This window comes from Parabacteroides sp. FAFU027, from assembly GCF_022808675.1.
Classification (GTDB): domain Bacteria; phylum Bacteroidota; class Bacteroidia; order Bacteroidales; family UBA7332; genus CAXXIC01.
Genome location: NZ_JAKZKV010000003.1, coordinates 137,949 through 162,892, shown reverse-complemented (window position 1 = coordinate 162,892; position 24,944 = coordinate 137,949). Strand labels below are relative to the sequence as shown.

Genomic DNA, 24,944 nt, shown 5'->3' with positions numbered 1-24,944 from the left:
TTAAAAAACAAGTTAAAATCAAATCAAAATATACTATGGTCAAAGTCTGGGAAGAAGTCGTTATTATCCCCACATACGAAATCGGAGAACCCGAGAAGAATCCGATGTTCCTCGAAAAGCGCGTCTATCAGGGCAGCAGCGGTGTGGTTTATCCCTATCCGGTAGTCGAAAAGATTGCCGATGAGAAGGTCGATAAAGCGTGGAATGCCGTTTACCTCGAAAACGAATACCTAAAAATCATGATTCTGCCGGAGCTGGGAGGTCGTGTGCAAATGGCTTACGATAAAATCAAAGAGCGCCATTTCATTTACTACAACAGCGTGATTAAGCCGGCTTTGGTAGGATTGACCGGCCCGTGGATTTCCGGTGGTTTGGAGTTCAACTGGCCGCAACACCACCGTCCGAGTACCTATCTGCCGGTGGATTATACCATCGAGCAACATGCCGATGGAAGCGCTACCGTTTGGGTAAATGAGCAGGAGCGTATGTTTCATCAAAAAGGTTCCGCAGGATTTACCCTTCGTCCGGGACGTGCAGTGCTGGAGCTTCAGGGAAAGCTATTCAATCCGACACCGGTGCCGCAGACATTCCTTTGGTGGGCCAATCCCGCGGTATGTGTAAATGACGACTACCAATCGGTTTTCCCACCGGATGTCAATGCCGTATTTGACCACGGAAAACGTGACGTGTCGAAATTCCCGATTGCTACCGGTGTCTATTACAAGATGGACTACTCTGCCGGTGTGGACATTTCCCGCTACAAAAATATTCCTGTTCCCACTTCTTACATGGCTATTAAGTCGAAATACGACTTCGTGGGCGGATACGAAAACGATACCCGTGCCGGTGTGTTGCACGTGGCGAATCACCACATTTCTCCGGGGAAGAAACAGTGGACGTGGGGCAACGGTGATTTCGGTTGTGCCTGGGATCGCAATCTGACAGACAGTGATGGCCCATACATCGAACTGATGACCGGTGTGTTTACCGACAATCAGCCGGACTTCTCGTGGTTACAGCCGTATGAGGAAAAGACATTCGTGCAGAACTTCATGCCGTATCGCGAACTGGGTGTGGTGAAGAATGCCTGCGTTGACCTTTTACTAAATCTGGAAGAAGAGAATGGAAAAGCGGTCTTGAAATTGTTTGCAACCCGCAAACTGACCCATGTGAAGATCGTGCTGAAAAGTCAGGATGCGACTCTGTTGGAAGAGGTTCAAACCCTTTCTCCTGAAAATGTCTATGAGAAAGGAATTGCATTGAATGGCATTTCCTATCAGGAGCTGACTGTAACCGTAAATGCGGAGAATGGCAAGAAAATCCTCTGCTGGACGCCTGAGAAAGATGAAATCAAGACCATACCCGAAGCGGCCAAACCGGCTTTAGACCCCAAAGATATTCAGACGAACGAGCAACTTTTCCTGAATGGTCTGCACATCGAACAATACCGTCATGCCACCTACAAAGCGACCGATTACTATCAGGAGGCTTTGCACCGCGATCCGTCTGATGCCCGCTGCAACAATGCGATGGGAATCTGGCTGTTCCGCAAGGGACGATTTGCCGATTCGATTCCATACTATCGTCGTGCGATTGAGACACTCACCACGCGCAATCCCAATCCGTATGACGGTGAGCCGTTGTACAACCTCGGTTTGGCATTGAAGTTTACGGGAGAAAACGAGGAGGCTTACGAATCATTCTACAAAGCCTGCTGGAATGCGGCTTGGCAGGATGCGGCCTATTATTCATTGGCACAAATTTCTGTAATAGACGGTCGATTTGATGATGCGCTTTACGAAGTGGACAAATCGCTGATTCGCAACTGGCACAATCACCGTGCCCGCCACCTGAAGGCTGCGATTCTACGCCATTTGGGCAAAGAAAATGAAGCTTTGGCTTTGATCGACGATTCACTCAAAATTGACCACTTCAACTTCGGTTGCCTTTTTGAAAAATACCTGATTACTCAGAATGTTTCGGTTGAGGCTCAGCTGCTGACGCTTATGCGTACTGAAAGTCACAACTACGAAGAAATTGCTCTTGATTATATCAATGCAGGTCTCTATGATGAGGCGGTGGCAATTCTGCAACTTTGTATCGACAAGGCACAGCCGTCACCAATGGCTTTCTACTATCTGGGTTGGGCGCTCTCATTGGCAGATAAAACTGCGGAAGCAAAAGCCGTATTTGAAGTTGCATCTGAGCAAAAACCGGATTGCTGTTTCCCGAACCGATTGGAAGCCATTCTGGCGCTGCAATGTGCTATGGATGCTAATCCGCAGGATGGTTTTGCACCGTTCTACCTTGGGAATCTTTGGTACGATAAGCTGCAATATACTGATGCCATCGCTTGTTGGGAAGCTTCAGCGGCAATTAATCCGAATTTTCCTACCGTATTGAGAAACCTTTCGCTGGCTGCGTTCAACAAACAGAATGATTCGGAGAAAGCGGTTACTTTACTCGAAAAGGCATTTGCACTGGATGAAAAGGATGCCCGTATACTGATGGAGCTGGACCAATTGTACAAGCGGTTGAATCGTCCGCATGCCGGGCGTCTGGCATTTCTCGATAAACATGCTGCTCTGGTAAAAATGCGCGATGACCTTTACCTTGAATATGCGACCCTACTGAATCAGAGCGGCCGCTATGAAGAGGCTAAATTCCTGATCAAAACCCGCCGTTTCCATCCGTGGGAGGGAGGCGAAGGCAAAGCTCCGGCTCAATACCAGATAGCCCGCCTCGAACTGGCTAAGATTGCTTTAGGCAAAAAAGAATATGCAACGGCAGAAACGCTGTTGGTTGAATGCTTCGAATATCCGCACAATCTGGGTGAAGGCAAACTGCCCGGAGCGCAGGAGAATGATTTCAACTACTTCCTCGGTTGTGCTTACGAAGGCATGAATCAACCGGAAAAAGCCCGTGCTTGCTTCGAAGCCGCCGCAGTCGGTATCAGCGAACCCGCGGCAGCGATCTATTACAATGACCAGAAGCCGGATAAAATCTTCTATCAGGGATTAGCCCTGCTGAAACTGGGTCGTGACGAAGAGGCCCGAAGCCGTTTCAATAAGTTGATAAGTTATGGAGAGAAACATTTGTTTGACCAGGTGAAAATCGATTATTTTGCGGTTTCTCTGCCCGACTTGCTCATCTGGGACGATGACTTCACACACCGCAATGTCATCCATTGCAACTACATGATGGGGCTTGGTTACCTGGGATTGGGCGAAACCAGCAAAGCGAAATTGCATTTGCAAAAAGCCTTTACTCTGGATAATAATCACCAGGGTGTACAGACGCATTTGGCGATGATATAGGTTGTTAAAACCTCCAAGCCATAACCCTCCGGGGGGGCAAAACCTTGGAGGTTTGAGAAATCTACTGGCCAGACCTAACAGGTTTTTAAAACCTGTTAGGTCTGGTATTCGCAACTTTCAAGCCAGTATTGTGAGTATAAGTAACTTTGTAGGCACTCTCTTTAGAATCCTAATTGCAGAAATGCTTCAGCGGCACTCAGAAATGCTCGGGAGACACCCAGAAATGCGATAGCGGCACGCAGAAATGCGAGAGAGGCACGCAGAAATGCCTCAGTGGCACCCGAAAATGCTAGGGAGGCATCCAGAAATGCCTCAGCGGCAGTGAGAAATGCTCCGGAGTCTGACTCCCTCGCATTTCTCACTGCCTTCGGGCCATATTTCAGAGCCATATTTCAATCGAAAATACAAAAAACAGACATTCAACTCAATGAAGAAAAACAGATTGTTTCTCGCCACGCTGACCTTGGCAGCCACTTTATCTGCCCAAAACAGCTACCAAATCGACATCACCAAAGTGCGTACTGATGTGATGCGCGGGCATCTCGACCTGGGCGGGCGCAGTGTCAACGGTGATACTATCGGGGTAAACAGTTTCTACATCGAACGCAACGGGAAGCCTATAATTCCTGTCATAGGAGAATTCCACTTTAGTCGTTATCCTCATCAATATTGGGATGAGGAGTTGAAAAAGCTGAAAGCCGGAGGCATATCAGTGGTTGCCACCTATGCATTCTGGAATATGCACGAGCCGAAAGAGGGAGTCTTCAACTGGAGCGGAGATTACGATGTGCGCCGTTTTGTGGAACTTTGCCGGAAGAATGGGCTTGATGTCCTGATGCGTATTGGTCCTTTTGCACACGGAGAAATCCGAAGCGGAGGTTTGCCTGACTGGCTCTATGGCCGACCTATAGAGGTGCGTACCAATGATGCCGGTTATTTGTTTTATGCCAACCGCTTGTATCAGGAGATTGGCAAGCAACTTCGGGGTTTGATGTTTAAGGATGGAGGCCCGGTTATTGGTGTTCAGATTGAAAATGAATACCAGCACTCGGCGGCTCCCTGGGGAATCAGCTATATGGATGCTCCACGTGAGCGTACGGTGGGACGGCGCGACAATAAAATCACGCAGGATGGCGTGGGCATTAACAATGCCGGCAATGAGTTTGCCGATGTGGGGCGCGACCACATGAAGACGCTGAAGCAACTGGCTATCAAAGCCGGACTGGTCACGCCTATCTATACCGCCACCGGTTGGGGACGGGCGACTATCATTGAAAAAGGTTCGATTCCGGTCATGGCCGGTTATGCTTACCCTTTCTGGAGCAAGGGCACCGATCCGTCACCCTTCTATACCTATAAGGATATCCAGCAAAAGCCGGACTATTCACCTGTGAGTTATGATGTCAACCTCTATCCGTCGATGGCGGCTGAGTTGGGCACAGGTATGGCTAATATTTATTCACGACGTCCTCATGTGTTGGGTGAAAGCTTCCTCCCGATGATGGTTCGTACCGTGGGAAGCGGTACCAATGGACTGGGATTCTACATGTATCACGGGGGAACCACCCCTTCTGTTGGCAACTTCTTTTTTGCTGAAGGGTGGGGATTACACAACAAATCGTACGATTATCAGGCTCCGATTGGCGAGTTTGGCCAAATGAGCAAAGGGTTTTATTCTCTCAAGCTAATCAACTACTTCTTGTCAGCTTTTGGCAATGAGCTGGCTCCGCTTCACACTATTCTTCCCGTAGGAAGCGATACCATCAAACCGACCAATACCACTACATTGCGCTATGCGGTCAGGGGCGATGGGGAGAAGGGTTTTCTCTTTATGCATAACTTTCAGGACCATATAGCAATATCCGAACTGAAAGGCTTGAAAGTAGACATCGCGACAAAATCGGGTTCAGTATCCTTTCCCGAAACCGGGACATTTACTCTTAAAACCGGAGCTTCTGCCATTTTTCCATTCAATCTGAATATGGATGGAGTTGAGGTGCGAATGGCTACCGTTCAGCCTTTTTTCCGCTTTACCAACCAGGGGAAACGTTACAATGTGCTGGTTTCGATTGATGGCATTGCTCCGGAAATGGTATTGAAAGGAAAAGTAAAAGTGACCGGTTCAGGCATGAAAACATTTACGCGCAATGGCAATACCGTGGTCGCTTTCCCGATCGGCAAAATCGGAGAAATGCAGATCAACGGAGTCTCCTTTCTCGTATTACCCTGGGAGCAGGCGCTTAATGCATATCTCGTAGGAAAAGAAAATCAGCATTTGGTGATTAGTAAATCGGTCGTATTGGATGGAGAGAAAATCTCCCTGATTTGTAAAAATGGTGAAGCCGTGGATGTAGCAGTTTATCCTTCGGTGAAGGAAATATCGGCAACCAGTGCTGTCGTAAAGAAAACAGTGGCACCTCTTCCGAATATGACGCAACGTACCATCTCTATTCCGACAGTTGAGCCGAAGCTCCAACTGGTACAGGCCGATGACCGCCACTTCGTGCTCAAAGCACCGGATATGGACTGGTCAAAGGTAAACGATGTCTTTGTGACTTTCGATTACCGGGGAGACCGCGCTCTCTGCATGATGAATGGCGAGTTGCAGACCGACAACCTCTACTCCAGCCAGCCCTGGACTATCGGTTTGAAACGATACAGCGATGCATTGAAAACCAACGAAATGTATTTCTATTTTATGCCAATGGCTAAAGATGCTCCCTACCTGAGTTATCTGGACAAAGAGGTGATTCCTGATTTTGGTAACAAAAAGGAATTTCTCGAAATCAAGAAGCCTGTAATTAGTGTGGAGTATAAGGTAGAGATTACGTGGAAGTAATTTGAAAAGCCATTCGATTTTCCATTCTTGTAGAGGAATAATCGGTTGAAATCATTAAATTTAGCCTGTTCGGACAAATGTTCCGGGCAGGCTTTTCTATTTTTCTGAAAAAATTCCCCGTTTCGATGTTATACTTGTGGCGTTAATTCGTCCTATAAACAAATGAGTCCCGAAAGATTTAAGGCAGAGGTACTGCCATTGCGCGAGAAACTGTTCCGGATAGCATGCAAAATGCTGGAAGATGAGCAGGATGCGGAGGATGCTGTACAAGAAGCATACCTCAGGCTTTGGCATACGCGTGATGTGCTTGACCGGTATGACAGCATTTCCGCTTTTGCCACGACGGTGACTAAGAATATCTGCATTGATAAGCTACGCATCAGGTACCGGAAAGAGCCGATGGCCGATAATGTTGAGCAAACCGCTCACGACAACCCGCACCTGATGCTGGAAAAAAGTGATACGGAAAAGCTGATTGGCTCGATCATAGACCAGTTGCCACCTTTACAACGGATGATAATGCAGATGAAAGATGTGGAGGAAATGGAAAATGAAGAGATTGCCTCCATAACCGGAACGAATATCGAAGCCGTTCGCATGAATCTCTCCCGCGCCCGGAAACGGGTAAGGGAAGTTTATCTGAAGTTAACTGCCATTTAATTGAGTGATGATGAAACGATTTGAAGACATAGATGAATTAATTGAAAAGTATTTTGAAGGTGAGACTTCAGTGGCTGAAGAGAAAGCGCTTCATCGCTTTTTCCGGCAAAAGCATTTACCTAAAAAATACCGGGCGGAGAAAGCGATGTTTGACCATTTTGCCAGTGAAAAAGTGGGAAAAGCACCTCGCAGGGCAAGAATAATACCCCAGGTAGTCCGCTGGACGGCAATTGCGGCAGCTATTATCGGTTCAGTCTGGATAATAAACCGTAGGGAGGAACCTGCCCATCCGCTGATTGGTAGTTATGTAATCATTGACGGTACTACCTACACCAATCCGCAAAAAGTACGTGAACATGCCCTGAAAGCGTTGGATGATGTAACCATGGAGCCAAAGAGTCATCCGGATGAAGAGGCTGAAAGGCTAATGAAAGAACAACTTAGTCTGTTTGAATAAATAATAGGTTCTATAACGTTGCGGGTGGGTACGGAATGATTTTGAATTCATTTAGATAGAGCCAAATAATAATACAATATGAAGAATAAAAATTACGGAATCCTGATTTTACTATCCGTATTCTGGCTTTTACCGGAGTTGGTAAATGCCCAGTCGGATTTACAGATTAGTAAGGTTTTCGAGAAATATGGTTCCCGAAAGCATGTGGTCATGGTCGAAATGAGTCGCGAAATGCTTGCTTCTTACAATATGACGTTGTATAAAAGCATCAGTATAAAGGAAGACCCTTCGTCGGTAGAGTTTGTCCGAAACTGTCTGTCCAAAGACAAGGAAGGGGCAAAGAAAATCAAGCAGGTCATGAAAGGAGGTGAGCTTGTATCGGCCTATTATCAGCTGAATAAGCGTGGGAAAGACAACCGGTTTATCCTCTTCCGGAGTGACCCTCCTAATGTCGTAACGCTTATTTACATCGAAACGGAAGAAGAAACCGATAATATTGTAAATATGCTCCTGAAGAAAAAATAGTAACAAACGAAAATATTCAACATTATGAGAAATCAATTTATAACCCTATGGGCTTTTTTAGCCCTGCCAGCCATTCTTTTAGCAGAAACGGCAGCTTCGGATACAACATTCCGCTATAAAAATAAAGTGATTAAAGTGGAAGACCAGCCCGACCAGGTGAAGGTAAAAGTCTATGAAACCAGAAACGGAAAAGATACCGTTGCCTGTAAACAAATCTTTGAAGGCATTTACAGCGATGGTAAAAGCTACGAAACCTGGTCGGTAATAGAAGAGATTGGCATTCAACTCCCCGGTCTTGGCAAGCCTAAAAACAAAAAGCAAAATTCGAAATGTCACATGGAGCCTCACTACGCGGGAATTGGTATTGGTTATATGAATGTGACAGATGACGGTAATCCCTTTCATACGGTTTCTGCCGATAGATTTGCACTGAAAGCGGAAGAGACAACCGAATGGTTTATCAATCTGATTGAGCACAGCTATTCCCTTTACAACAACCGGCTGGCACTTGTAACCGGTATGGGGATCAACTGGCGTACCTACCGGATGGATCAAAATATGATGCTTCAAGAGATTAATGGAAAGACACAAATGGTGCCTTTCGATTTGGCGTCAGGTTATGAATACAGCCGCTTGAAGGTAACCCGTATTACCATGCCGTTATTGCTGGAGTGGCAACCCGGATTTTTGCGTAAAAGTTTTATTTCGGGAGGCGTTGAGGCCGGAATCAAGACGTATTCCACCTTTAAGGTCAAATATAAAAACAGCGTCGGGGATGTGGTGAAAAAAGTAACTGACCGTGGCCTGAATACCACTCCGCTCTCTTTCGACCTGATGCTGATGGCAGGTATTGATAATATCAGCATATTTGCCAAACAAAGTCTGACCGGAGTATTCCAAAAGGACAATGGACCGGATGTGAAACCGGTGTCTGTAGGATTGGTGCTGAACTTCTGATAATAAAACACGAAAGGCTGTCCTTATCCGACAGCCTTTCGTGCTTAGTATAATAGTTTTCCCAGATTCTCAAATCGTTTACGGTAGTCATTTATCGAGCACCTAATAACTTCATAAGCCTCTTCTCTTCCGTAAGTGTGGGTGATTTCAGTGTTTGCCTCTTTTCCCGGCATATCCTTGTAGGTAAGAAAATAGTGTTTGAGCCGTTCTACCACAAAAGCCGGTACATCAGAAATATCCTTATAGCCTTCATAAACGACATCATTGTTTAGTACAGCAATGATTTTGTCATCAGCTTCACTACCATCAATCATACGGAATCCCCCGATGGGTCGGGCATGAACCAGGATATCTCCATGGGTAATGTCTTTTTCTGTCAAAACGCAAATATCTATAGGGTCGCCATCTCCTTTAATTCCAGTTCGTTCGGTTTTTTCCGAACAGAATTGCCCCACCAGTTCTCCGCAGAATGTCTGAGGAAGAAATCCATATAGCGCAGGAACCACGTTGGAGTATTTCTGTGGACGGTCAAGCAGCAGGTAACCGCTATCTTTGTCAATTTCATATTTTACGGTATCGGTTGGCACTACTTCGATAAACGCAGTAACCATTTCGGGCGCTTCTTTGCCCAGATATATACCGTGCCAGGGATGAGACTTGTAGCGGAGGCCCATTAAACGGCCTATTGGGTCAGAAAAAGTATCTACCATAATTAGTTTCTGTTGATGAGTGAATGTTTTGATGAAGCAGATTTTCTCTGCTTGAATTTTACAAAGATAAAATTCTTTTTCAGCGTGCAGGGCTTTGTCTTTGATTTTTAATATCTAAGAAATGACCTATGACAAGTTAACAGAAAAAAAAAGAGCCTCTGAATATTCAGAAGCTCTTTTTTTCTCATTTAAGAGAGCGTTGATTTCTTAATTATGCAGGTTTAATTGCTTCAGTAGGACAAGCGTCTGCACAAGTACCGCAATCAGTACAAATTTCCGGATCAATTTTGTAGATATCGCCTTCAGAAATTGCTTCTACCGGACACTCATCGATACATGTGCCGCAAGCGATACAATCTTCAGTAATTACGTAAGCCATTTTTTTTTAGATTTAAATTAGTGAATGAATTTCATTGCAAAAATAGCAGATTTAGCTTAGAAGCAAAATTTTTCTCTGCTTTTTTTCATTATCGTTTTGTCGTATTTACAACGATTATTTTACTTGTTTTTGAAGCCAATCCCACAAAAGCTGAGTCATAACGTCATGATAAGCAAATGTCTCTCTGAAACCGAAGCCATGTCCTCCGTTTGGAAATATGTACATAGTGGCCGGTATTTTATTGCTTTTTAGGGCGTTGTAAAATAAGGTGCTATTAACCGGAGGGACAGTTTTGTCGTCATCGCTCAGGATTAAGAGGGTAGGTGGGGTTTGCGGGGTAATCTGTTCCTCGTTGGAAAAACGATTTTCAATTTTAGGTTCAGGGTTCTTCCCTAAAAGGTTTGAACGGGAGCCACTGTGGGTGATGCCCGGTTTCATGGAAATGACAGGGTAATACAATATCATAAAATCGGGCCGGCTGGCGTTGTCAAAGTGGGTTCCCAGTGTTGATGCAAGGTGTCCTCCTGCAGAGAAACCGCAAACTCCCACTTTATCCGGTTTGATATTCCATGCCTTAGCATTGGCGCGAATAACCTTCATGGCTTCCTGTGCATCTTCAAGCGGAATATCGGTATATCCGTTGGGAAGTCGGTATTTGAGCACAATTCCGGCAATGCCTTTGCTGTTGAGCCACTTCGCAACATCATGTCCTTCGTGCATCATCGCCTGACGCGCATAGCCTCCCCCCGGACAGATTAGTACAGCCGCTGTTGCTGAATCACTTTTTTGTGGCAGATAAACATACATTCTAGCCTCTTTGCAGTTGAGGGCATGCCCCTCATTCGTAAAGCTCTCCGGAGCTTCAATGCCATTATGATCAGGAGCTCCGTTTTTCCAAACCGGAATGTCGATGGGGGATTGGGCAAATGTCATGGACGAGAAAAGTAATGAAAGTAATAATCCGAATGTTTTTTTCATCGTAAATGGTTTTGTAGTTAGTGTTCCTGCAAAATTAAATTTTCTTCGGGTACGGATAAATAAAAAAAGAGTGATTCGGTTGAGAATCACTCTTTTTATAGATAATCGTGTAAATCTTATTTACTCATAGTCTTTCAGGTTTTCTTGTAAACGTTGTCTGGCAAAGAAAATGCGACTTTTTACAGTTCCGATAGGAAGGTGCATTTTATCCGCTATTTCCTGATATTTGTACCCGGCAACATGCATAGAGAACGGGATTTTGTATTCATCAGAAAAACTATTGATTGCCTTCATAATCTCTTTTACAGAGTAGCTTCCGTCGGGAGTGTCAAAACCGGATTCCTGAGGCAGGTTGAGGTGGTAAAGGTCCTCAGTCTGGTCAATGATGGTTTGGTTTCGTACCACTTTGCGGTAGTTGTTAATGAAGATATTCTTCATAATAGTAAATACCCAACCTTTGAAGTTTACATTTTCGAGATACTTCTCCTGGTTGTCGAGCGCTTTCAGGGTTGTGTCCTGCAACAAATCTTCAGCATCCTCTCTGTTGGCAGTCAATTGATAGGCGAAATTTTTCAAGTTATCCTGGAGGCCCATCAGTCTTTCAGTGAAATTCATCATTGTCATAGCGGTTCTTTTTAAAGGTTTCACTTCTGGTTTACTACTGCTGAGATATTGTGAAAATATCTCAGATACAAAAATAATATTTTGTTCGCAAGGAACCAAATAATTTAGAAGGGATATAAACTGCGCCATGGTTAAAAATCTGTAAAATGGACTATATGGTGTCCTTGTGCTGGATTTGTGAATTGTGTAAAAAATAACATAGTATGACATGTGTGGCTTTAAAAATGCCGGAATAACTCCATATTTGACTCGGTTTAACTTAGATGGAGTTTGGATCTTGTGTGTATTAACTTAAATGGGAGGTTTTTGTGTTGTTAATAACTGTGATAATGTTGTTGGTTTATGTTTGAAAACATGCCTGTTTGGGTGTTTTTGTAGTCTGGAATGGTTTAAAATAGAGAGGCCAGGCTTGTGGTGAAATCAGGAACGTTAGGATGGGTGTTTCCTTTTGAACAAATACTCCGTATAATTTATTATGTTTGCATAGCTTTCTGCCGAAACCAGAGTATTTCATTTACCAAATAACAACTCCATGAAAAAAGTGATAGTTTGTCTTTCTCTATTGCTGTTTGTATTCTCCTCGCAACTTATCGAAGCAAAGAGACCTCTTATTTACAAGATAAACTTCAAAGACGAGGTTGGTAGCAAAACCTGGATATATGTGAAAGAGGGATTTAAAGAGGCCCGACAGCGAAAGGCGGATGCCATCATTATTGAGATGAATACCTATGGCGGTACCGTAATTCATGCAGATTCAATTCGCACCTTAATACTCAATGCTCCTATCCCGACTTATGTGTTTATCAACAATAATGCGGCTTCAGCCGGTGCTCTGATTGCGATTGCCTGCGATAGCATTTATATGCGGCCGGGAGCAAATGTCGGGGCGGCCACTGTGGTTAATGAGACGGGGCAACCAATGCCGGATAAATATCAGTCCTATATGAGGGCAATTATACGCTCTACAGCCGAAGCGCACGGGAAAGATACAATTAAGATGAATGGCGGTAAGGTGGTAAAATGGCACCGGAATCCTCGTATCGCAGAGGCGATGGTAGATGAGTCCATTGTTGTGCCCGGAGTGGTTGATTCAGGGAAGGTGTTGACCTTAACTGCGCAGGAGGCCATGAAACTTGGCTTTTGTGATGCTATAGTAAGTAATATTGACGAGATTGTGATTGACCGGTTGGGATACGATGATTATGATTTGGTGGTTTTTCGTCCGACGGTTTGGGATGACGTGAAGGGCTTTCTGATGAATCCGGCTTTGCAGGCGGTATTGATTATGCTGATAATAGGTGGGATCTATTTTGAAATGCAGGCTCCCGGAATCGGTTTTCCGACAATCATATCACTAACCGCAGCGGTTCTTTACTTTGCGCCGTTGTATATTGATGGGGTGGCTGAATACTGGGAAATTATTCTGTTTGTGGTAGGCTGTTTATTGTTATTAGCCGAAATATTTATTATTCCCGGATTTGGCATTGCGGGAGTGACCGGGATAATTCTTGTATTTCTGGGCCTGTTTTTCGGACTAGTCAATAATGTCGATTTTACTTTTGATTCAGCACCTTCGGATGAAAGCTCCCGGGCGATACTTGTTATCATTTCCGGACTGACCTTAGGCATTGCCCTGATAATTTATATGAGCAGCCGGATTGGTACAAGAGGGGTTTTCAGTAAATTTGCTCTGCAAAAAACACAGGAGTTGCAAGATGGGTATATTTCCGTACCGGGAGAATATAGTCAACTGATAGGAAAAGAGGGGGTTGCGGAGACAATATTACGTCCTTCCGGTAAAATCAGGATTGATGGAGTGCAATATGATGCGGTTGCATTGACCTCGTATTTAGATAAAGGCGAAAATGTCCGAGTAGTAAAGTTTGAAAATGCACAGCTTTACGTGAAGAAGAAATAACAACAAATAGAATATGTCAGGAAAAAGATTTATAGGGGTAATCCCGGCCCGATATGCTTCAACTCGGTTTCCGGGAAAACCGTTGGTGAAGATTGGTGGTAAAATGATGATTCAACGGGTGTACGAGCAGGTGATGGATACTCTGGATGAAGTTTGTGTGGCTACGGATGACAGGCGGATTATTGAGGCTGTGCATTCATTTGGGGGAAATGTGATTATGACCTCCGAAAGACACAAAAGCGGAACAGACCGTTGTCATGAGGCGATGTTGAAATGCGAAGGAGATTATGATGTCGTGGTAAACATACAGGGCGATGAGCCATTTATTCAACCTCAGCAAATAAGTCTCCTCAAGGCCTGTTTTGATAATAAAAATACGCAGATTGCGACTCTGGTAAAGCCATTTACGTTGGAAGATGGTTGGGAGGCTTTATCAAATCCGAATTCTCCTAAAGTGATTATGAATGACAGGATGGAGGCAATTTACTTCAGTCGTTCGGTTATTCCATATGTTCGGAATTACCCTGAGGCGGAGTGGCTTAATCACCAGACGTTTTATAAACATATCGGATTGTACGCTTACCGCACGGATATCCTTGAAAGTATTACCGAACTGGAGCAGACACCATTGGAGTTAGCCGAGTCGCTTGAGCAGCTTCGCTGGCTGGAAAATGGATACAAGATAAATGTGGCTGTTACCCAGTTCGAAACAATCGGCATTGATACTCCGGAAGATCTGGATAAAGCAGAGAAATTCATTCAAAATAAACGCTAAGAAGAGTTACATGTTAGACAGAACAATACAACCTGAAATTCGAAATATTGAGACTTTTACTATTCCGCAACCCAATATCGTGGTATTGCCCAATGGGATTGAACTTTACACCGTTAATATGGGGGAGCAAGAGGTGATTCGCCTCGACTTGATGTTTTCCTCGGGAAAATGGGACCAGGAAAAGAATCTGGCTGCGGTTATGACCAATATGATGCTCAAGGAAGGAGCCGGTGAACTGACTTCTTCGAAAATCGCCGAGCTGCTGGACTATTATGGATCCTGGATGCAGAGTTCAGTGACTCAGCATAATTCCTATCTGACACTGTATGCCCTGAATAAGCATTTTTCATCATTGCTTCCAATTATAGAGTTGATTATTAAATCTCCGACTTTTCCTGAAGAGGAGTTCCGGACGTTGATGTCACGCCAGAAACAACAATATCTGGTGGATTGTGAAAAGGTGGAAAATCTGGCCAATTTTGCTTCGATAGAGCAGCTTTTCGGTGCATCCCATCCATACGGAAAGAGAGCCGCAGCCGAAGATTTCGATTTGCTGACCATTGAGGATTTGAAAAAATATCATCAGAAACATTATCATTCAGCCAATTGCCGCGTATTCCTGACGGGCAAATTGAATGATGAGCATCTGGCTATGGTCAGTGAGTTGTTTGGCCAAAAGGAGTGGGGGATAATCTCTGAAAAAGAAGAAGGCTCATTTGAGATCTTATCGTCCGATGAGAAGTTCCGAAAAACCGAAAAGCCGGAAGCTGTACAATCGGCAGTGCGTTTCTCAAAAAAGTCTATTGACCGTAAGCATCCCGATTTTAACGGCCTGCGGGTTCTCAATACGGTGTTGGGAGGGTATTTTGGAAGCCGCCTGATGACCAGCATTCGTGAGGAAAAAGGCTATACTTACGGCATCGGATCTTCATTGGTTACACAACAAAAGGCAGGCTACATGACCATTGCAACCCAAACGGGCGTTGAAAATGTGGGACCTCTTATTGATGCCGTTTTTGAAGAAATGGATAGACTCAAAATAGAGGAGATTTCACCGGACGAAATGGAACGGGTGAGAAGTTATCTTCTGGGAGAATTTGCTCGTTCGTTTGATGGCCCGTTTTCAATTGCGGATGCACATATCTCGATTTTAGCCAACCAATTGGGTTTTGATTATTATGAAAATCAATTGAAGGTCATCCAAAGCATAGATTCTGCTACTCTTTTGCTATTAGCGAATAAATACCTGAACCGGGAAGATTTTTACGTTTCGGTGGCCGGTAAATGAGAAAACGGGCGTTCAGTGAAAAAAATCTGAACGCCCGTTTTATATAATGAAGTTGAGTCTTATTCTGCCACCTCTTCAGCAACTTCTTCATTGAATTGTGTGTAGCCTTTGCTTACCAACAGGTTGTACCAAACGATAACTTTCTTGATATCCGTAGGGTAAACGCGTTCACGATCGAATGAAGGAAGGATTTCTCCGAAGTATTTTTTCAATGCGGCAGCATCAGCTTTAGCATCAACAGCCGTTGCAGCTCCTGACTCTTTTTCAAAAATCAACTGGAATACCTCACGAAGCGGTTTTTCACCTTCTTCGGTATAGATGGCAATATCATTTAAAGAAATAACTTTATCACGGGAATAGGCCGGCGTTTTTTTGCCATCGAGCAGAGATTCTACGATAATGGCGTTACGACCCTGAGAAGCGAGTTTAAAAAGTCCGGGTTTTCCCGAAATTGACAAAATAGTTCTGAGCATATAGTTTTTGTTTTTGGATTCGAAGCCGCAAATATAGAAAGGAAAAAAATACAGGCAAAAAGGAAAACGTTGTATATTGTTAAGCTAAAAGCTTGCATTGGGCGATGATTTCAGTCAACTGTGGTATGATGGGATGGGTATTGTCATTGTTTATAACGAAGTCAGATCGTTGAATACGTTCGGACTCAGCCATTTGATTCCGCATCCGGTCTTTGATCAGGCTTTCTGAAGAGTGGTCGCGCTGCATTACCCGTTGGATTCTGATTGCTTCCTGTGCTGTGACTACTACAACCTTGTCAACATGCAGATATAGTCCTGAATCAAATAAGATGGCAGATTCAATTACAACCAAATCTGCATTTTGTTTGTCGCACCATTGGTAGTAATCTTTTCTTACTTCGGGGTGGACAATTCCGTTGAGTTTGCTGAGTAATTCCGGGTGTTGAAATGCAATACCGGCGATATGCGGGCGGTTTAGCTGCCTATCCTGATAGGACCCTTCTCCGAAAATAGCAATGATTCCATTCCGGATTTCAGAAGATTCGACCATCAGTCGTTTAGCTTCCCGGTCACAGTCATAAACCGGAATACCGCATAATCTGAAAAACTCGGCAACAACGGATTTTCCACTGCCAATGCCTCCGGTTAATCCTATTCTAATCATTTTGTATCTCTTCCATTAGTACATCCACCTCATCCGGTTGATACCTTATATTCGATACATAATGGGGGTATTTAACCATCTTGATATGGTGTCTGCCAGTGTTGTTCTTTTGAATGTCGTTGTAGTCAATTACAAATGAAAAATCATTCGCCTGCACTGATTTGTAATGACTGATTGAAACAGAGCATACTACGCGGATCGTAGCCGGGAATAACCTCATATTGAAGCCTTCGGGTACATTGATTCCAATAACCGGAATATCAATTGATTTTTCGGTGATGGACTCTACTGGAACCATGACTCTGATTTTGTAGGGAACCAGTTTCACCCCATCGATTTTGTTAAGTACCAGATTGGTCTCAAAGGTGTCTTTTAGATTGGAAACCCGTAGCACCTGCGTATAAACCTCTTTAATCTGGTTGAGTTTATCGGTTGGCGCGTAAATGGTAATCTTAGGCGGCCAGAAACGAATCCGGTTGCTAAGTCCGAATGAGTTTTCGGTGGTAATTGCTGATAAAAGTTTGACCGGTACGGTTTTAGATTCGCCCTGAGAAAAATTGAGGTTAATCGATTCCGGAAAAACAGAGCGTAGATCTATGCCGACTACAAATTTCTTTCTTAGCTTATTGAGTAAATAGTCAGAGGATATTGTGGCAACCCCTTTTTTGATTTGTAGTTCCCGGAAGTCAATTTCACAAGTCGGTACCGGTCGGCTAAAGGAGTAGCTAAATAAAGTTGCGCCTTTGTCCTTTGCCCTGACTTGTAATGAATTGGGAATGTCCGATGTGAGAATTATATTTCTGGGAATGTTGATGATGCGAAGGGGAACCCTGAAATCTGTTTCAAGGTTTTCTTTCATCAATTGCAGAAACCAGAAGAATGTAGAGAGTATAACGAAAAAAAGGAAGGTCAGAAGTTCCTTTTTGCGTTTGAAACGCAAGAAACTTCTGACCTTCACCAGAAAGCGGTATATCTTCAGTTGATTCTTTCTGCCTTGCATAGGAGGGAAATGTTTTATTTCGTCTCAGCAGACTGAGAATCGGCAGCAGATGCAAATACAGATCCTTTTTCCACTTTGATACGAACGCCTTGTGCGATTTCGATAACAAAGTAAGTGTCAGCGATTTCTTTGATAGTGCCATGGATACCACCAGCCGTAACTACGCGGTCTCCGTTTTTCATTGCTTCACGCGTTTTTTTGATTTCTTTCTGACGTTTTGCCTGTGGGCGAATCATGAAGAAATAGAAAACGGCAATAATAAGTACCATCATCAGGATGCCTGAAAGACCACTACCCTGAGCCCCGGCTTGAAGCATTACGCTTAATAAGTTCATAGTTGTATTCGATTACGATTTTTTATTGTTGTTATCAAGGCAAATATAGTGAAGTTTTTAATTCTTCACTATTCTCTTTTCCGATTTTAACTGATTTATCACGTTGTTGAGCACTCCGTTTACAAAGTAACCACTCTTTGGGGTACTGTATGTTTTTGCCAACTCGATGTATTCGTTTAGCGTTACAGTTGTTGGAATCGATTCAAAATTGAATATCTCTGCCAAAGCAATCTGCATAATGATAATATCCATGAACGCAATGCGGTCCATTTCCCAGTTCTGGGTATTTTTGTCGATGAGTTCGCGATATTCTTTTTCGCTCAGGATGGCTTTACGGAAGAGAGTAACGGCGAAATCACGGTCCGCTTCAGCCTTAAACATTGGTAGCAGAGACTGTTTTTCTCCTTTATCCGGATTGAATTGCTTGATTGTTTTGAGGACGAAAGTACCGATGATGTCCATGTCATCGTTCCAGTAAAGGCTGTTTCCTTCCAATACTTCAGCAAGATCGGCATCTTCCATGATGATGTTTTTGAATATAGAGCGCCAGAACTCGCGGTCAGCCTCGTAAGAATCTTCTTCGCTGGCCATATAATCCTGATAAGTTTTTGACTCAATGATACGGTCGAGCAAAATACGGATAAAGTCCTGTTCGTTTGTCCAGGAGATTTTCTGATTGCTGAGATATTCGTTGAATTGACTGTTTTCGTTCAATTGACGGATGAATCGGTTGTCTATAAACCGGGTGTTGGGATTGAGTTCTTGTTCTGTTGGGAGGAGTTTGTTACGGGCAGCGTCGAGTCTTCTTTCCTGAAATTGAGTCAGCTCCACCATCAGCAGGAGCAGAAAGTTGTACAATTCGTAAGATTTTTCGAGACTAAACATTAATTCTGTTTCGGCAGTTGCTAGTGAGCGGTTGTCATTCTTGTAGTATGAATAAATCAACTGCATCACTTTAATTCGAATCAATACGCGGTTTATCATCTTTTTAATGAGCTATTTTTAGATGGTGCAAAAGTAGTCTATTTCCCCGAGTCGGGGAAATGGGGAAGTCTATTTTCATTTTAAATTATCATAAAGAAAGAGAGCTGCTTATTTTTATTGCCGGTTTCTTTGGAAATGTTCAAAATAATCTCCATATTTGGAGGGAAATAAAAAGAGTCAAGTTATCCAAAAAAGTCTGAGCCATGGATGGATATCAAAAGAGAAGTATGACCAATGCGAAGGATCAGGAGATAGTTTATTCCCGAGCGATCAAAGCTGGTAAAAGAATCTATTACTTAGATGTAAAGAGAAATCGCAAAGACGAACTGTTTCTTGCCATTACAGAGAGCAAGAAGGTCATAACCGGTTCTATAGAGGATCCGGTTGTCGAGTTTGAAAAACACAAAATCTTTCTTTACAAAGAAGATTTTGAGAAGTTTTTAATTGGAATACAGGACGCGATTGCTTTTATTGGCAATTCTGGATCCGGTGAGCCTTTAAAGAATGATATAGCAGAAAAGCTATTAAGCGAAATTCCCGATTTTGTAATTGATGAAATTCAATAAACAGGAAAGCCGGAGGTAACCCTTCGGCTTTCCTGTTTTTATAAACCTTCCGTGAGCGTATCAATCCTGGTCTTCCTTACCCCTTATGAATTAATTGTTATCTTTGCAGGCAAAATTTCGAGGAATGAATCAGATGATTAAGACGATTATATTTGACCTGGGCGGCGTGCTTTATGACCTGGATAGACAACGTTGTGTAAATGCGTTGGAAAAAGCCGGCCTGGATAATGTAAATGAACTACTGACCAATTATAAACAAGCCGGAGTATTTCAACAGCTTGAAGACGGAGAAATAGCGGCTGAACAGTTTTATGCTGAAATACGCCAGATTACAGGCAAGAATGTACCTGACGAGGCGATTAAAAATGCGTGGGATGCGTTTCTGGTTGAAATACCCGATTATAAGCTGGAAATGGTATTAAACCTTCGCAAGCGTTTTCAGGTATTCATGCTGAGCAATACCAACGAGATTCATTTCAGTGATGCCATTCCCCGTGCATTTGAGAAAAATGGTAAAACGATTCATGACTACTTTGACCGGTTGTATTTGTCTTACCAAATGAACGTATCGAAACCCAATCCTTCCATTTTCCACCAATTAATTAGTGACTCGGGGATTGACCCGCAAGAGACATTGTTTATAGATGATTCTCCTGAAAATGTGCGCGTGGCAAGTGAAATGGGCTTCAAGACCTATCTTGCACAACCGAAAGAAAACTTCTCTCATATCTTTGAAGGCCTGGAATAATGAAAATTATTACCGACAAATCACAACTTGACGGACGGGATCTGGCCGCAACCATTGGCTTTTTTGATGGGGTTCACCGGGGACATCTGCATTTAATCAATCAGGTGAAAGCAGTGGCTGCTCAAAAAGGGCTGAGCTCTGCCGTAATCACATTTAGAGAGCATCCCCGTAAGGTAATTCATACCGATTATCTCCCTCAATTGCTGACTACTTTTGAGGAGCGAATGAGTCTGCTTGCAGAAAGCGGCATTGATTATTGTATCGTGATGGATTTTACCTTCGAATTGGCTCAGTTTACGGCTCAGCAGTTTATAGAGGTTATATTAAGTAAAACATTTTCGGTAAAGGCACTGGTAATCGGTTATGACCATCGTTTTGGAAAAAACAGGACGGAAGGATTCGAAGATTACGTTCGTTTCGGAAAAGAGGCCGGGATGGAGGTGATTCATGCAGATGCCTTTTTACACGATAAGGTGCATATAAGTTCGTCGGCTGCCCGTCGGGCATTGCAGGCCGGGCATATCAGGGAAGTAACGATGCTGCTGGACCGACCATATAATATTGAAGGGAGAGTGGTAAAAGGCCACCAATTAGGACGTGAAATCGGGTTCCCGACGGCTAATCTGGAAATGCTGGATGCTGAAAAGATTTTACCTGTTCCCGGAGTGTATGCCGTGAAGGTTCTTTGGCGAAGCAAAGAATACAAAGGGATGATGAATATCGGGGTGAGACCGACAGTAAGCAATGCGAATAAGCAGACCATTGAGGTTCACATTTTCGATTTCGAAGTAAATGTATATGGAGATGTATTGAAGGTCTTTTTTATCGATAAGCTCCGCGATGAGCGAAAGATGAATGGGCTGGAAGACCTCATAACGCAGTTGCAGATGGATAAAGAAGAAGCAATGAAACGATTATAACAGAAAAGGAGAGCCGTGATGACTCTCCTTTTTCATTATTTCTTAACCGGAATTTCCCGTTTGATACTTTCGTCAAGTGAGATTAATGTCTCTGTGGCAATTACACCGTCAATCTCCTGAATCTTTCCATTGACCAGCTCCATAAGGTGTTCATTATCTCTGGCATAAAGTTTGACCAGCATAGTGTATGGGCCCGTTGTATAGTGACATTCCACGATTTCAGGAATCTTTTCAAGTTCAGGGACAACTTGTTTGTACAATGAGCCTTTTTCGAGCTTAACTCCAATATATGTACATGAACGATAACCCAGAACTTTAGGGTTAACGGTATATCCTGACCCGGTAATGACATTCATGTCGATCATGCGTTGTACACGCTGGTGTATAGCCGCTCTGGATACACCGCATTCAGCAGCCACATCTTTAAATGGTATTCTTGCATTTCGAGAAATAATCTCAAGAATATGTCTGTCAAGGTTATCTATTTTCTCCATTATATAATTTTGTTTAGTCGCAAATTGTAAGCAAAAATAGCAATTAGTGTCCGAATAAGAAATATAATTCGATAAAAATATCCGATTACATGATATTTTGTTCATTATGAAGAAAAAAGTAAGTTGGGACGCCGAGTGTAAAACCTTGTTGTGAATTAAAGTTTAGAATTTTGGTTAATAATCGACCGCTTTGAAATAACGCAATGTTGGTTACAGGGTTTTTGATATAACAAAAGAGCCGGAAAAGGTAATTTCCGACTCTTTGATATGATGCTTCAAAAGGAATGCTGATTATTCCGATTCGTTTATGGCTTTTATCACTAATCCCGCAATTGTGAATCCGAATATGGCCGGGATATGAGAGGTTGTCCCGTTGATGCGGGCTTTCAGGCTGCACCATTCGTGATTGACCAAATCAGGGTCGCCGGGACCGTTTTTGCTTTTCGGACAAAGGCATTGCTCGGTGCCACAGGTGGCAGCAGCGCCTTTATTTTCAAGAACTTCATCGCTGTAAACGCAGAGGAACTTCTTCTTCAGCTTTTCGCCTTTGCGGATTTTCCGGCGGAGCATGGCTCCAAGCGGGCAGCCATCGACTTTCCAGAATTCAGCTACACGGATGCGGGTTGGGTCAACCTTAAGAGCTGCTCCCATAGAGGAGAATAATGTGGCGTTGGTCTCCGTCGCTTTTCTGATAAGGTGAACCTTATTCTCCAGACTATCGATGGCATCGATAATATAGTCGTAGTTTTCAAGCTCGAAAGAGTCGTGCGTTTCTTTGCTGTATATCTTTTGCAGAGCAGTAATTTCTGCTTTGGGATTGATTTCCAGCAGACGTTGTTTGAGGACATCAGTCTTGACTTGCCCCACGGTTTGAGTGGTAGCCAGGAGCTGACGATTGATATTCGTGACACATACACGGTCAGAATCGACAATCGTGAGATTGCTAATGCCAGAGCGAACGAGGCTTTCTGCACACCAGCTTCCAACGCCTCCGATGCCAAATATGATGACCCGTTTCTGAGCCAGTTTGCTCATACTATCTTTTCCCAGCAGAAGTTCCGTACGCTGGAAAATTCCTTTTTCAATACCCATTGATTTGTATCTGATTTTATCGATTGGTTCGGTTTTATCCGACTGTAATGGTTGCAAAAATAAGGCAAAAGTAGATTGAGTGCGGGATGAACAACCGTTTTTAACTGATTATGAGAATCTTTGACGAGTAGCTTTGTGTCACAGAGGACAACAGAGAACCTCAGAGTTTGTTCTTTATCTCTGTGGTTCTCTGTGATACAACCATCATTTGAACTGATTGAAGAAAGCTTGAAGGCCGGCATTAGCATCTTCGAGCTTATCTTCCCAATGTTTGACAGAGTTTTCTCCGATTTTGTCAGTGATGTATTTTACAGAAATAAAAGGCAGTGAAAGTCTTTTGCAAAGGGCAGCAACGGCGAAGTTTTCCATATCGAAAGCATCGGCTTCGTCAATCACTTCGGTCACAAAGGAGTCACCGGTGTTGCAGGTGTTGTGCATTTCACAACCGGAGAAAAGAGTGATTTTACTTAACTCCTCGATAAAGTCATGATGATAGTCTACCCCAAACTCTTTGCATTTCTTCATATCGCGATCCACAAAGGTATTGCAGATGACAATCGAATCCACGTCATTGACCACGGAACCAGCTGTGCCGATGTTGAGAATTAGGTTAGGCTTATGGGTTTGGATTGCATCATATACCGAAAGAGCGGCGTTAACTTTACCTATTCCGGTCTGGCAATAGATAATATGGCATCCCGGGAATGAAACATCTACTCTCTCCTGTGGAATGGCGTATGTGACTAATATCTTCATATCGTTGACGTTCAATTATAAAGACAAAGGTAGATGTTTTTTGAATGAATAAATCTAATGCAAAGCAGAGGAAACGCTAAGATTTATCAAATGGCGCAGTAAAAACCTCCAAGGTATTCAAGACCTTGGAGGTTTGGGGTTTCTTATTGATTGTATTCATTCAATGCTTCGTAGAATGCCTGAATGTTTTCAGCAGGAACATGCGGCGGAAGGTCGCATCCGGTGGAAAGGACGTAGTTGTCAAATGTAGCTGTTTTTTGCAAAAGGTCGGCAACGTAAGTTTTAACCTCAGCAGCAGAAGTGAGCTTCATTACCCCCACGGGGTCAACATTTCCCATGATGAGTTTGTCTTTCGGGCAAACGTTGAGAGTCTCCAACATATCAATCGCATTGCCAAAGTGGAATGCTGCCGCATCAGTATTTAACATAGCCTCGGTACAGTGGCCTTTGTTTCCGCAGTTATGGAGCACTACCATGAAGTTGTCATCCTGCACGGCATCGACAATCTTTTTCACATACACAGAAGAGAAGGCCTGGCAATCTTCGTTGGAAAGCAATCCGGCTGCCGGTTCGGCAATCATTACCCCGTTGCTGCCAATGCGTTTCAGCTCCTGGCAATAGTTGATAAGGAATTCGGTGCATTTGTCCAAAAGCTTTCCAATTGCTTCCGGCTCAATGTAGCAGCCAATCATGATTTCGGACATATCATACAGGCGACCGGCCAGTGAAAACGGGCCAATGATGCCTGCGAAAACAGGTTTATCGCTAATGGCTTCTGCTGTGAGTTTGTTTGCTTTCAGATATCCGGGAATACGTCCGGCAGTCAGGTCAGGGACTTTCAGATTGTCAATCTCTTCGGCATTGCTCACCAGACGACCAATGATGTGCGGCATATCATTCTCCGGAAAGTCAATCTGACAACCGAAAGCTTCGGCTTCGACAGTCAGGTCCATAATGACGGTGGTTGCAGCAGATGGGTAGATTTTCCCCAGTTCTATAACGGCTTGAGCATGCACCTCTCCGTTTTGTACAGCATCTACCACGCGTTTGCCAATCATCTCGATGCCGGGATGCGTCATGATGGGGATGGCGATTCGTTTCTTATTGGCAATTTGTTGGTTTGCCCACTCTTTCATGTTTCTCATAACTCGAGTTTTTGGGTTTCATGGTTTGTAGGGCAAAAATAGATGATGCAGGACGGGAGGGAAGTCAATATTTATCCGAAATAGGTAAATAATCGGTGAGGAGAGGATGATTTTATCACGGACAATGTCTGTCCCAAGTAGGACAAAGCCTGTCCGAAGTAGGACAACGTTCGTCCCACTTCGGACAATCGTTGTCCCAAGTAGGACGGAGTTCGTCCCAAGTAGGACAAGAGTTGTCCTAAGTAGGACAGAGTCCGTCCCAGTTAGGACAAAGGCTGTCCCAGTTGGGACAAGGGTTGTCCCGGATAAAAAATAAGGGCTTCGCCGTGAGCGAAACCCT

26 protein-coding genes are annotated in these 24,944 nt (G+C 43.7%); 12 read left to right on the top strand and 14 right to left on the bottom strand.

What is annotated here, in order from left to right:
* The first annotated feature begins 35 nt into the window (after nucleotides 1–35).
* Nucleotides 36–3,317, top strand: coding sequence for a DUF5107 domain-containing protein (locus tag MLE17_RS05970; protein ID WP_243347844.1), 3,282 nt, complete (start codon nucleotides 36–38; stop codon nucleotides 3,315–3,317).
* 161 nt (nucleotides 3,318–3,478) lie between these two features.
* Here the strand turns inward: MLE17_RS05970 and MLE17_RS05965 are convergent, their stop codons facing one another.
* On the bottom strand, nucleotides 3,479–3,706 hold the full coding sequence (locus MLE17_RS05965; RefSeq protein WP_243347843.1) for a hypothetical protein: 228 nt from the start codon (nucleotides 3,704–3,706) through the stop codon (nucleotides 3,479–3,481).
* A 38-nt stretch (nucleotides 3,707–3,744) separates the two neighbouring features.
* Here MLE17_RS05965 and MLE17_RS05960 point away from each other — a divergent pair, with 38 nt between their 5' ends.
* From MLE17_RS05960 to MLE17_RS05940, 5 genes are all read left to right on the top strand, one after another.
* Nucleotides 3,745–6,156: a beta-galactosidase gene (locus MLE17_RS05960; protein WP_243347842.1), complete on the top strand. Its 2,412-nt coding sequence runs from the start codon at nucleotides 3,745–3,747 to the stop codon at nucleotides 6,154–6,156.
* A 162-nt stretch (nucleotides 6,157–6,318) separates the two neighbouring features.
* Nucleotides 6,319–6,816: an RNA polymerase sigma factor gene (locus MLE17_RS05955; RefSeq protein WP_243347841.1), complete on the top strand. Its 498-nt coding sequence runs from the start codon at nucleotides 6,319–6,321 to the stop codon at nucleotides 6,814–6,816.
* A 10-nt stretch (nucleotides 6,817–6,826) separates the two neighbouring features.
* Nucleotides 6,827–7,273: a hypothetical protein gene (locus tag MLE17_RS05950; RefSeq protein WP_243347840.1), complete on the top strand. Its 447-nt coding sequence runs from the start codon at nucleotides 6,827–6,829 to the stop codon at nucleotides 7,271–7,273.
* Nucleotides 7,274–7,351: 78 nt separating this feature from the next.
* Nucleotides 7,352–7,798, top strand: coding sequence for a DUF6108 family protein (locus tag MLE17_RS05945; protein ID WP_243347839.1), 447 nt, complete (start codon nucleotides 7,352–7,354; stop codon nucleotides 7,796–7,798).
* Nucleotides 7,799–7,822: 24 nt separating this feature from the next.
* A complete protein-coding gene (locus tag MLE17_RS05940; protein WP_243347838.1) occupies nucleotides 7,823–8,755 on the top strand; it encodes a PorT family protein in 933 nt (310 codons plus the stop codon).
* 44 nt (nucleotides 8,756–8,799) lie between these two features.
* Here MLE17_RS05940 and MLE17_RS05935 read toward each other — a convergent pair whose 3' ends face one another.
* The 4 genes from MLE17_RS05935 to MLE17_RS05920 form a co-directional block, all read right to left on the bottom strand.
* Entirely contained in the window at nucleotides 8,800–9,465 is a 666-nt protein-coding gene (locus MLE17_RS05935) for an inorganic pyrophosphatase (protein ID WP_243347837.1), read from the bottom strand.
* 211 nt (nucleotides 9,466–9,676) lie between these two features.
* On the bottom strand, nucleotides 9,677–9,844 hold the full coding sequence (locus MLE17_RS05930) for a DUF362 domain-containing protein (RefSeq protein WP_243347836.1): 168 nt from the start codon (nucleotides 9,842–9,844) through the stop codon (nucleotides 9,677–9,679).
* Nucleotides 9,845–9,958: 114 nt separating this feature from the next.
* Nucleotides 9,959–10,822, bottom strand: coding sequence for an alpha/beta hydrolase (locus MLE17_RS05925; protein WP_243347835.1), 864 nt, complete (start codon nucleotides 10,820–10,822; stop codon nucleotides 9,959–9,961).
* Nucleotides 10,823–10,942: 120 nt separating this feature from the next.
* Nucleotides 10,943–11,446, bottom strand: coding sequence for an RNA polymerase sigma factor (locus tag MLE17_RS05920; RefSeq protein ID WP_243347834.1), 504 nt, complete (start codon nucleotides 11,444–11,446; stop codon nucleotides 10,943–10,945).
* Between the two features lie 532 nt (nucleotides 11,447–11,978).
* Here MLE17_RS05920 and MLE17_RS05915 point away from each other — a divergent pair.
* The 3 genes from MLE17_RS05915 to MLE17_RS05905 are packed head-to-tail and all read left to right on the top strand — an operon-like array spanning nucleotide 11,979 to nucleotide 15,427.
* The gene (locus MLE17_RS05915) at nucleotides 11,979–13,364 is read left to right on the top strand and encodes an NfeD family protein (protein WP_243347833.1); all 1,386 of its coding nucleotides are present in this window, start codon (nucleotides 11,979–11,981) and stop codon (nucleotides 13,362–13,364) included.
* Nucleotides 13,365–13,377: 13 nt separating this feature from the next.
* Nucleotides 13,378–14,139: a 3-deoxy-manno-octulosonate cytidylyltransferase gene (gene kdsB / locus MLE17_RS05910; protein ID WP_243347832.1), complete on the top strand. Its 762-nt coding sequence runs from the start codon at nucleotides 13,378–13,380 to the stop codon at nucleotides 14,137–14,139.
* A 10-nt stretch (nucleotides 14,140–14,149) separates the two neighbouring features.
* A complete protein-coding gene (locus MLE17_RS05905) occupies nucleotides 14,150–15,427 on the top strand; it encodes a M16 family metallopeptidase (protein ID WP_243347831.1) in 1,278 nt (425 codons plus the stop codon).
* 59 nt (nucleotides 15,428–15,486) lie between these two features.
* On the opposite strand, the gene MLE17_RS05900 is transcribed toward MLE17_RS05905, so the two are convergent.
* The 5 genes from MLE17_RS05900 to nusB form a co-directional block, all read right to left on the bottom strand.
* A complete protein-coding gene (locus tag MLE17_RS05900; protein WP_243347830.1) occupies nucleotides 15,487–15,900 on the bottom strand; it encodes a DUF5606 domain-containing protein in 414 nt (137 codons plus the stop codon).
* Between the two features lie 79 nt (nucleotides 15,901–15,979).
* Entirely contained in the window at nucleotides 15,980–16,564 is a 585-nt protein-coding gene (coaE, locus tag MLE17_RS05895; protein WP_243347829.1) for a dephospho-CoA kinase, read from the bottom strand.
* Nucleotides 16,557–17,564 (bottom strand): YbbR-like domain-containing protein, encoded by a 1,008-nt coding sequence (locus MLE17_RS05890; protein ID WP_243347828.1) that lies wholly within the window; start codon nucleotides 17,562–17,564, stop codon nucleotides 16,557–16,559. The genes coaE and MLE17_RS05890 overlap by 8 nt, the downstream gene beginning before the upstream one ends.
* 14 nt (nucleotides 17,565–17,578) lie before the next feature.
* Entirely contained in the window at nucleotides 17,579–17,899 is a 321-nt protein-coding gene (yajC, locus tag MLE17_RS05885) for a preprotein translocase subunit YajC (RefSeq protein WP_243347827.1), read from the bottom strand.
* Nucleotides 17,900–17,956: 57 nt separating this feature from the next.
* Nucleotides 17,957–18,883, bottom strand: coding sequence for a transcription antitermination factor NusB (nusB, locus tag MLE17_RS05880; RefSeq protein ID WP_243347826.1), 927 nt, complete (start codon nucleotides 18,881–18,883; stop codon nucleotides 17,957–17,959).
* Between the two features lie 203 nt (nucleotides 18,884–19,086).
* Here nusB and MLE17_RS05875 point away from each other — a divergent pair, with 203 nt between their 5' ends.
* From MLE17_RS05875 to ribF, 3 genes are all read left to right on the top strand, one after another.
* Complete coding sequence (locus MLE17_RS05875) at nucleotides 19,087–19,449, top strand: DUF3276 family protein (protein ID WP_243347825.1); 363 nt, start codon at nucleotides 19,087–19,089, stop codon at nucleotides 19,447–19,449.
* A gap of 124 nt (nucleotides 19,450–19,573) precedes the next feature.
* Entirely contained in the window at nucleotides 19,574–20,197 is a 624-nt protein-coding gene (locus MLE17_RS05870) for an HAD family hydrolase (protein WP_243347824.1), read from the top strand.
* On the top strand, nucleotides 20,197–21,117 hold the full coding sequence (gene ribF, locus MLE17_RS05865; RefSeq protein ID WP_243347823.1) for a riboflavin biosynthesis protein RibF: 921 nt from the start codon (nucleotides 20,197–20,199) through the stop codon (nucleotides 21,115–21,117). The genes MLE17_RS05870 and ribF overlap by 1 nt, the downstream gene beginning before the upstream one ends.
* A 35-nt stretch (nucleotides 21,118–21,152) precedes the next feature.
* Here ribF and MLE17_RS05860 read toward each other — a convergent pair whose 3' ends face one another.
* The 4 genes from MLE17_RS05860 to MLE17_RS05845 all read right to left on the bottom strand — a co-directional run bounded on the left by MLE17_RS05860 (nucleotide 21,153) and on the right by MLE17_RS05845 (nucleotide 24,604).
* Nucleotides 21,153–21,611, bottom strand: coding sequence for an Lrp/AsnC family transcriptional regulator (locus MLE17_RS05860; RefSeq protein WP_243347822.1), 459 nt, complete (start codon nucleotides 21,609–21,611; stop codon nucleotides 21,153–21,155).
* 291 nt (nucleotides 21,612–21,902) lie between these two features.
* Nucleotides 21,903–22,703: a ThiF family adenylyltransferase gene (locus tag MLE17_RS05855; RefSeq protein ID WP_243348127.1), complete on the bottom strand. Its 801-nt coding sequence runs from the start codon at nucleotides 22,701–22,703 to the stop codon at nucleotides 21,903–21,905.
* A 204-nt stretch (nucleotides 22,704–22,907) separates the two neighbouring features.
* Nucleotides 22,908–23,459, bottom strand: a complete 552-nt coding sequence (locus MLE17_RS05850; protein WP_243347821.1) for a nucleosidase — start codon at nucleotides 23,457–23,459, stop codon at nucleotides 22,908–22,910.
* A 143-nt stretch (nucleotides 23,460–23,602) separates the two neighbouring features.
* Nucleotides 23,603–24,604 carry a uroporphyrinogen decarboxylase family protein gene (locus MLE17_RS05845; RefSeq protein ID WP_243347820.1) on the bottom strand — a complete coding sequence of 334 codons (1,002 nt, stop codon included), beginning with the start codon at nucleotides 24,602–24,604 and terminating at the stop codon, nucleotides 23,603–23,605.
* Between the last annotated feature and the right edge of the window lie 340 nt (nucleotides 24,605–24,944).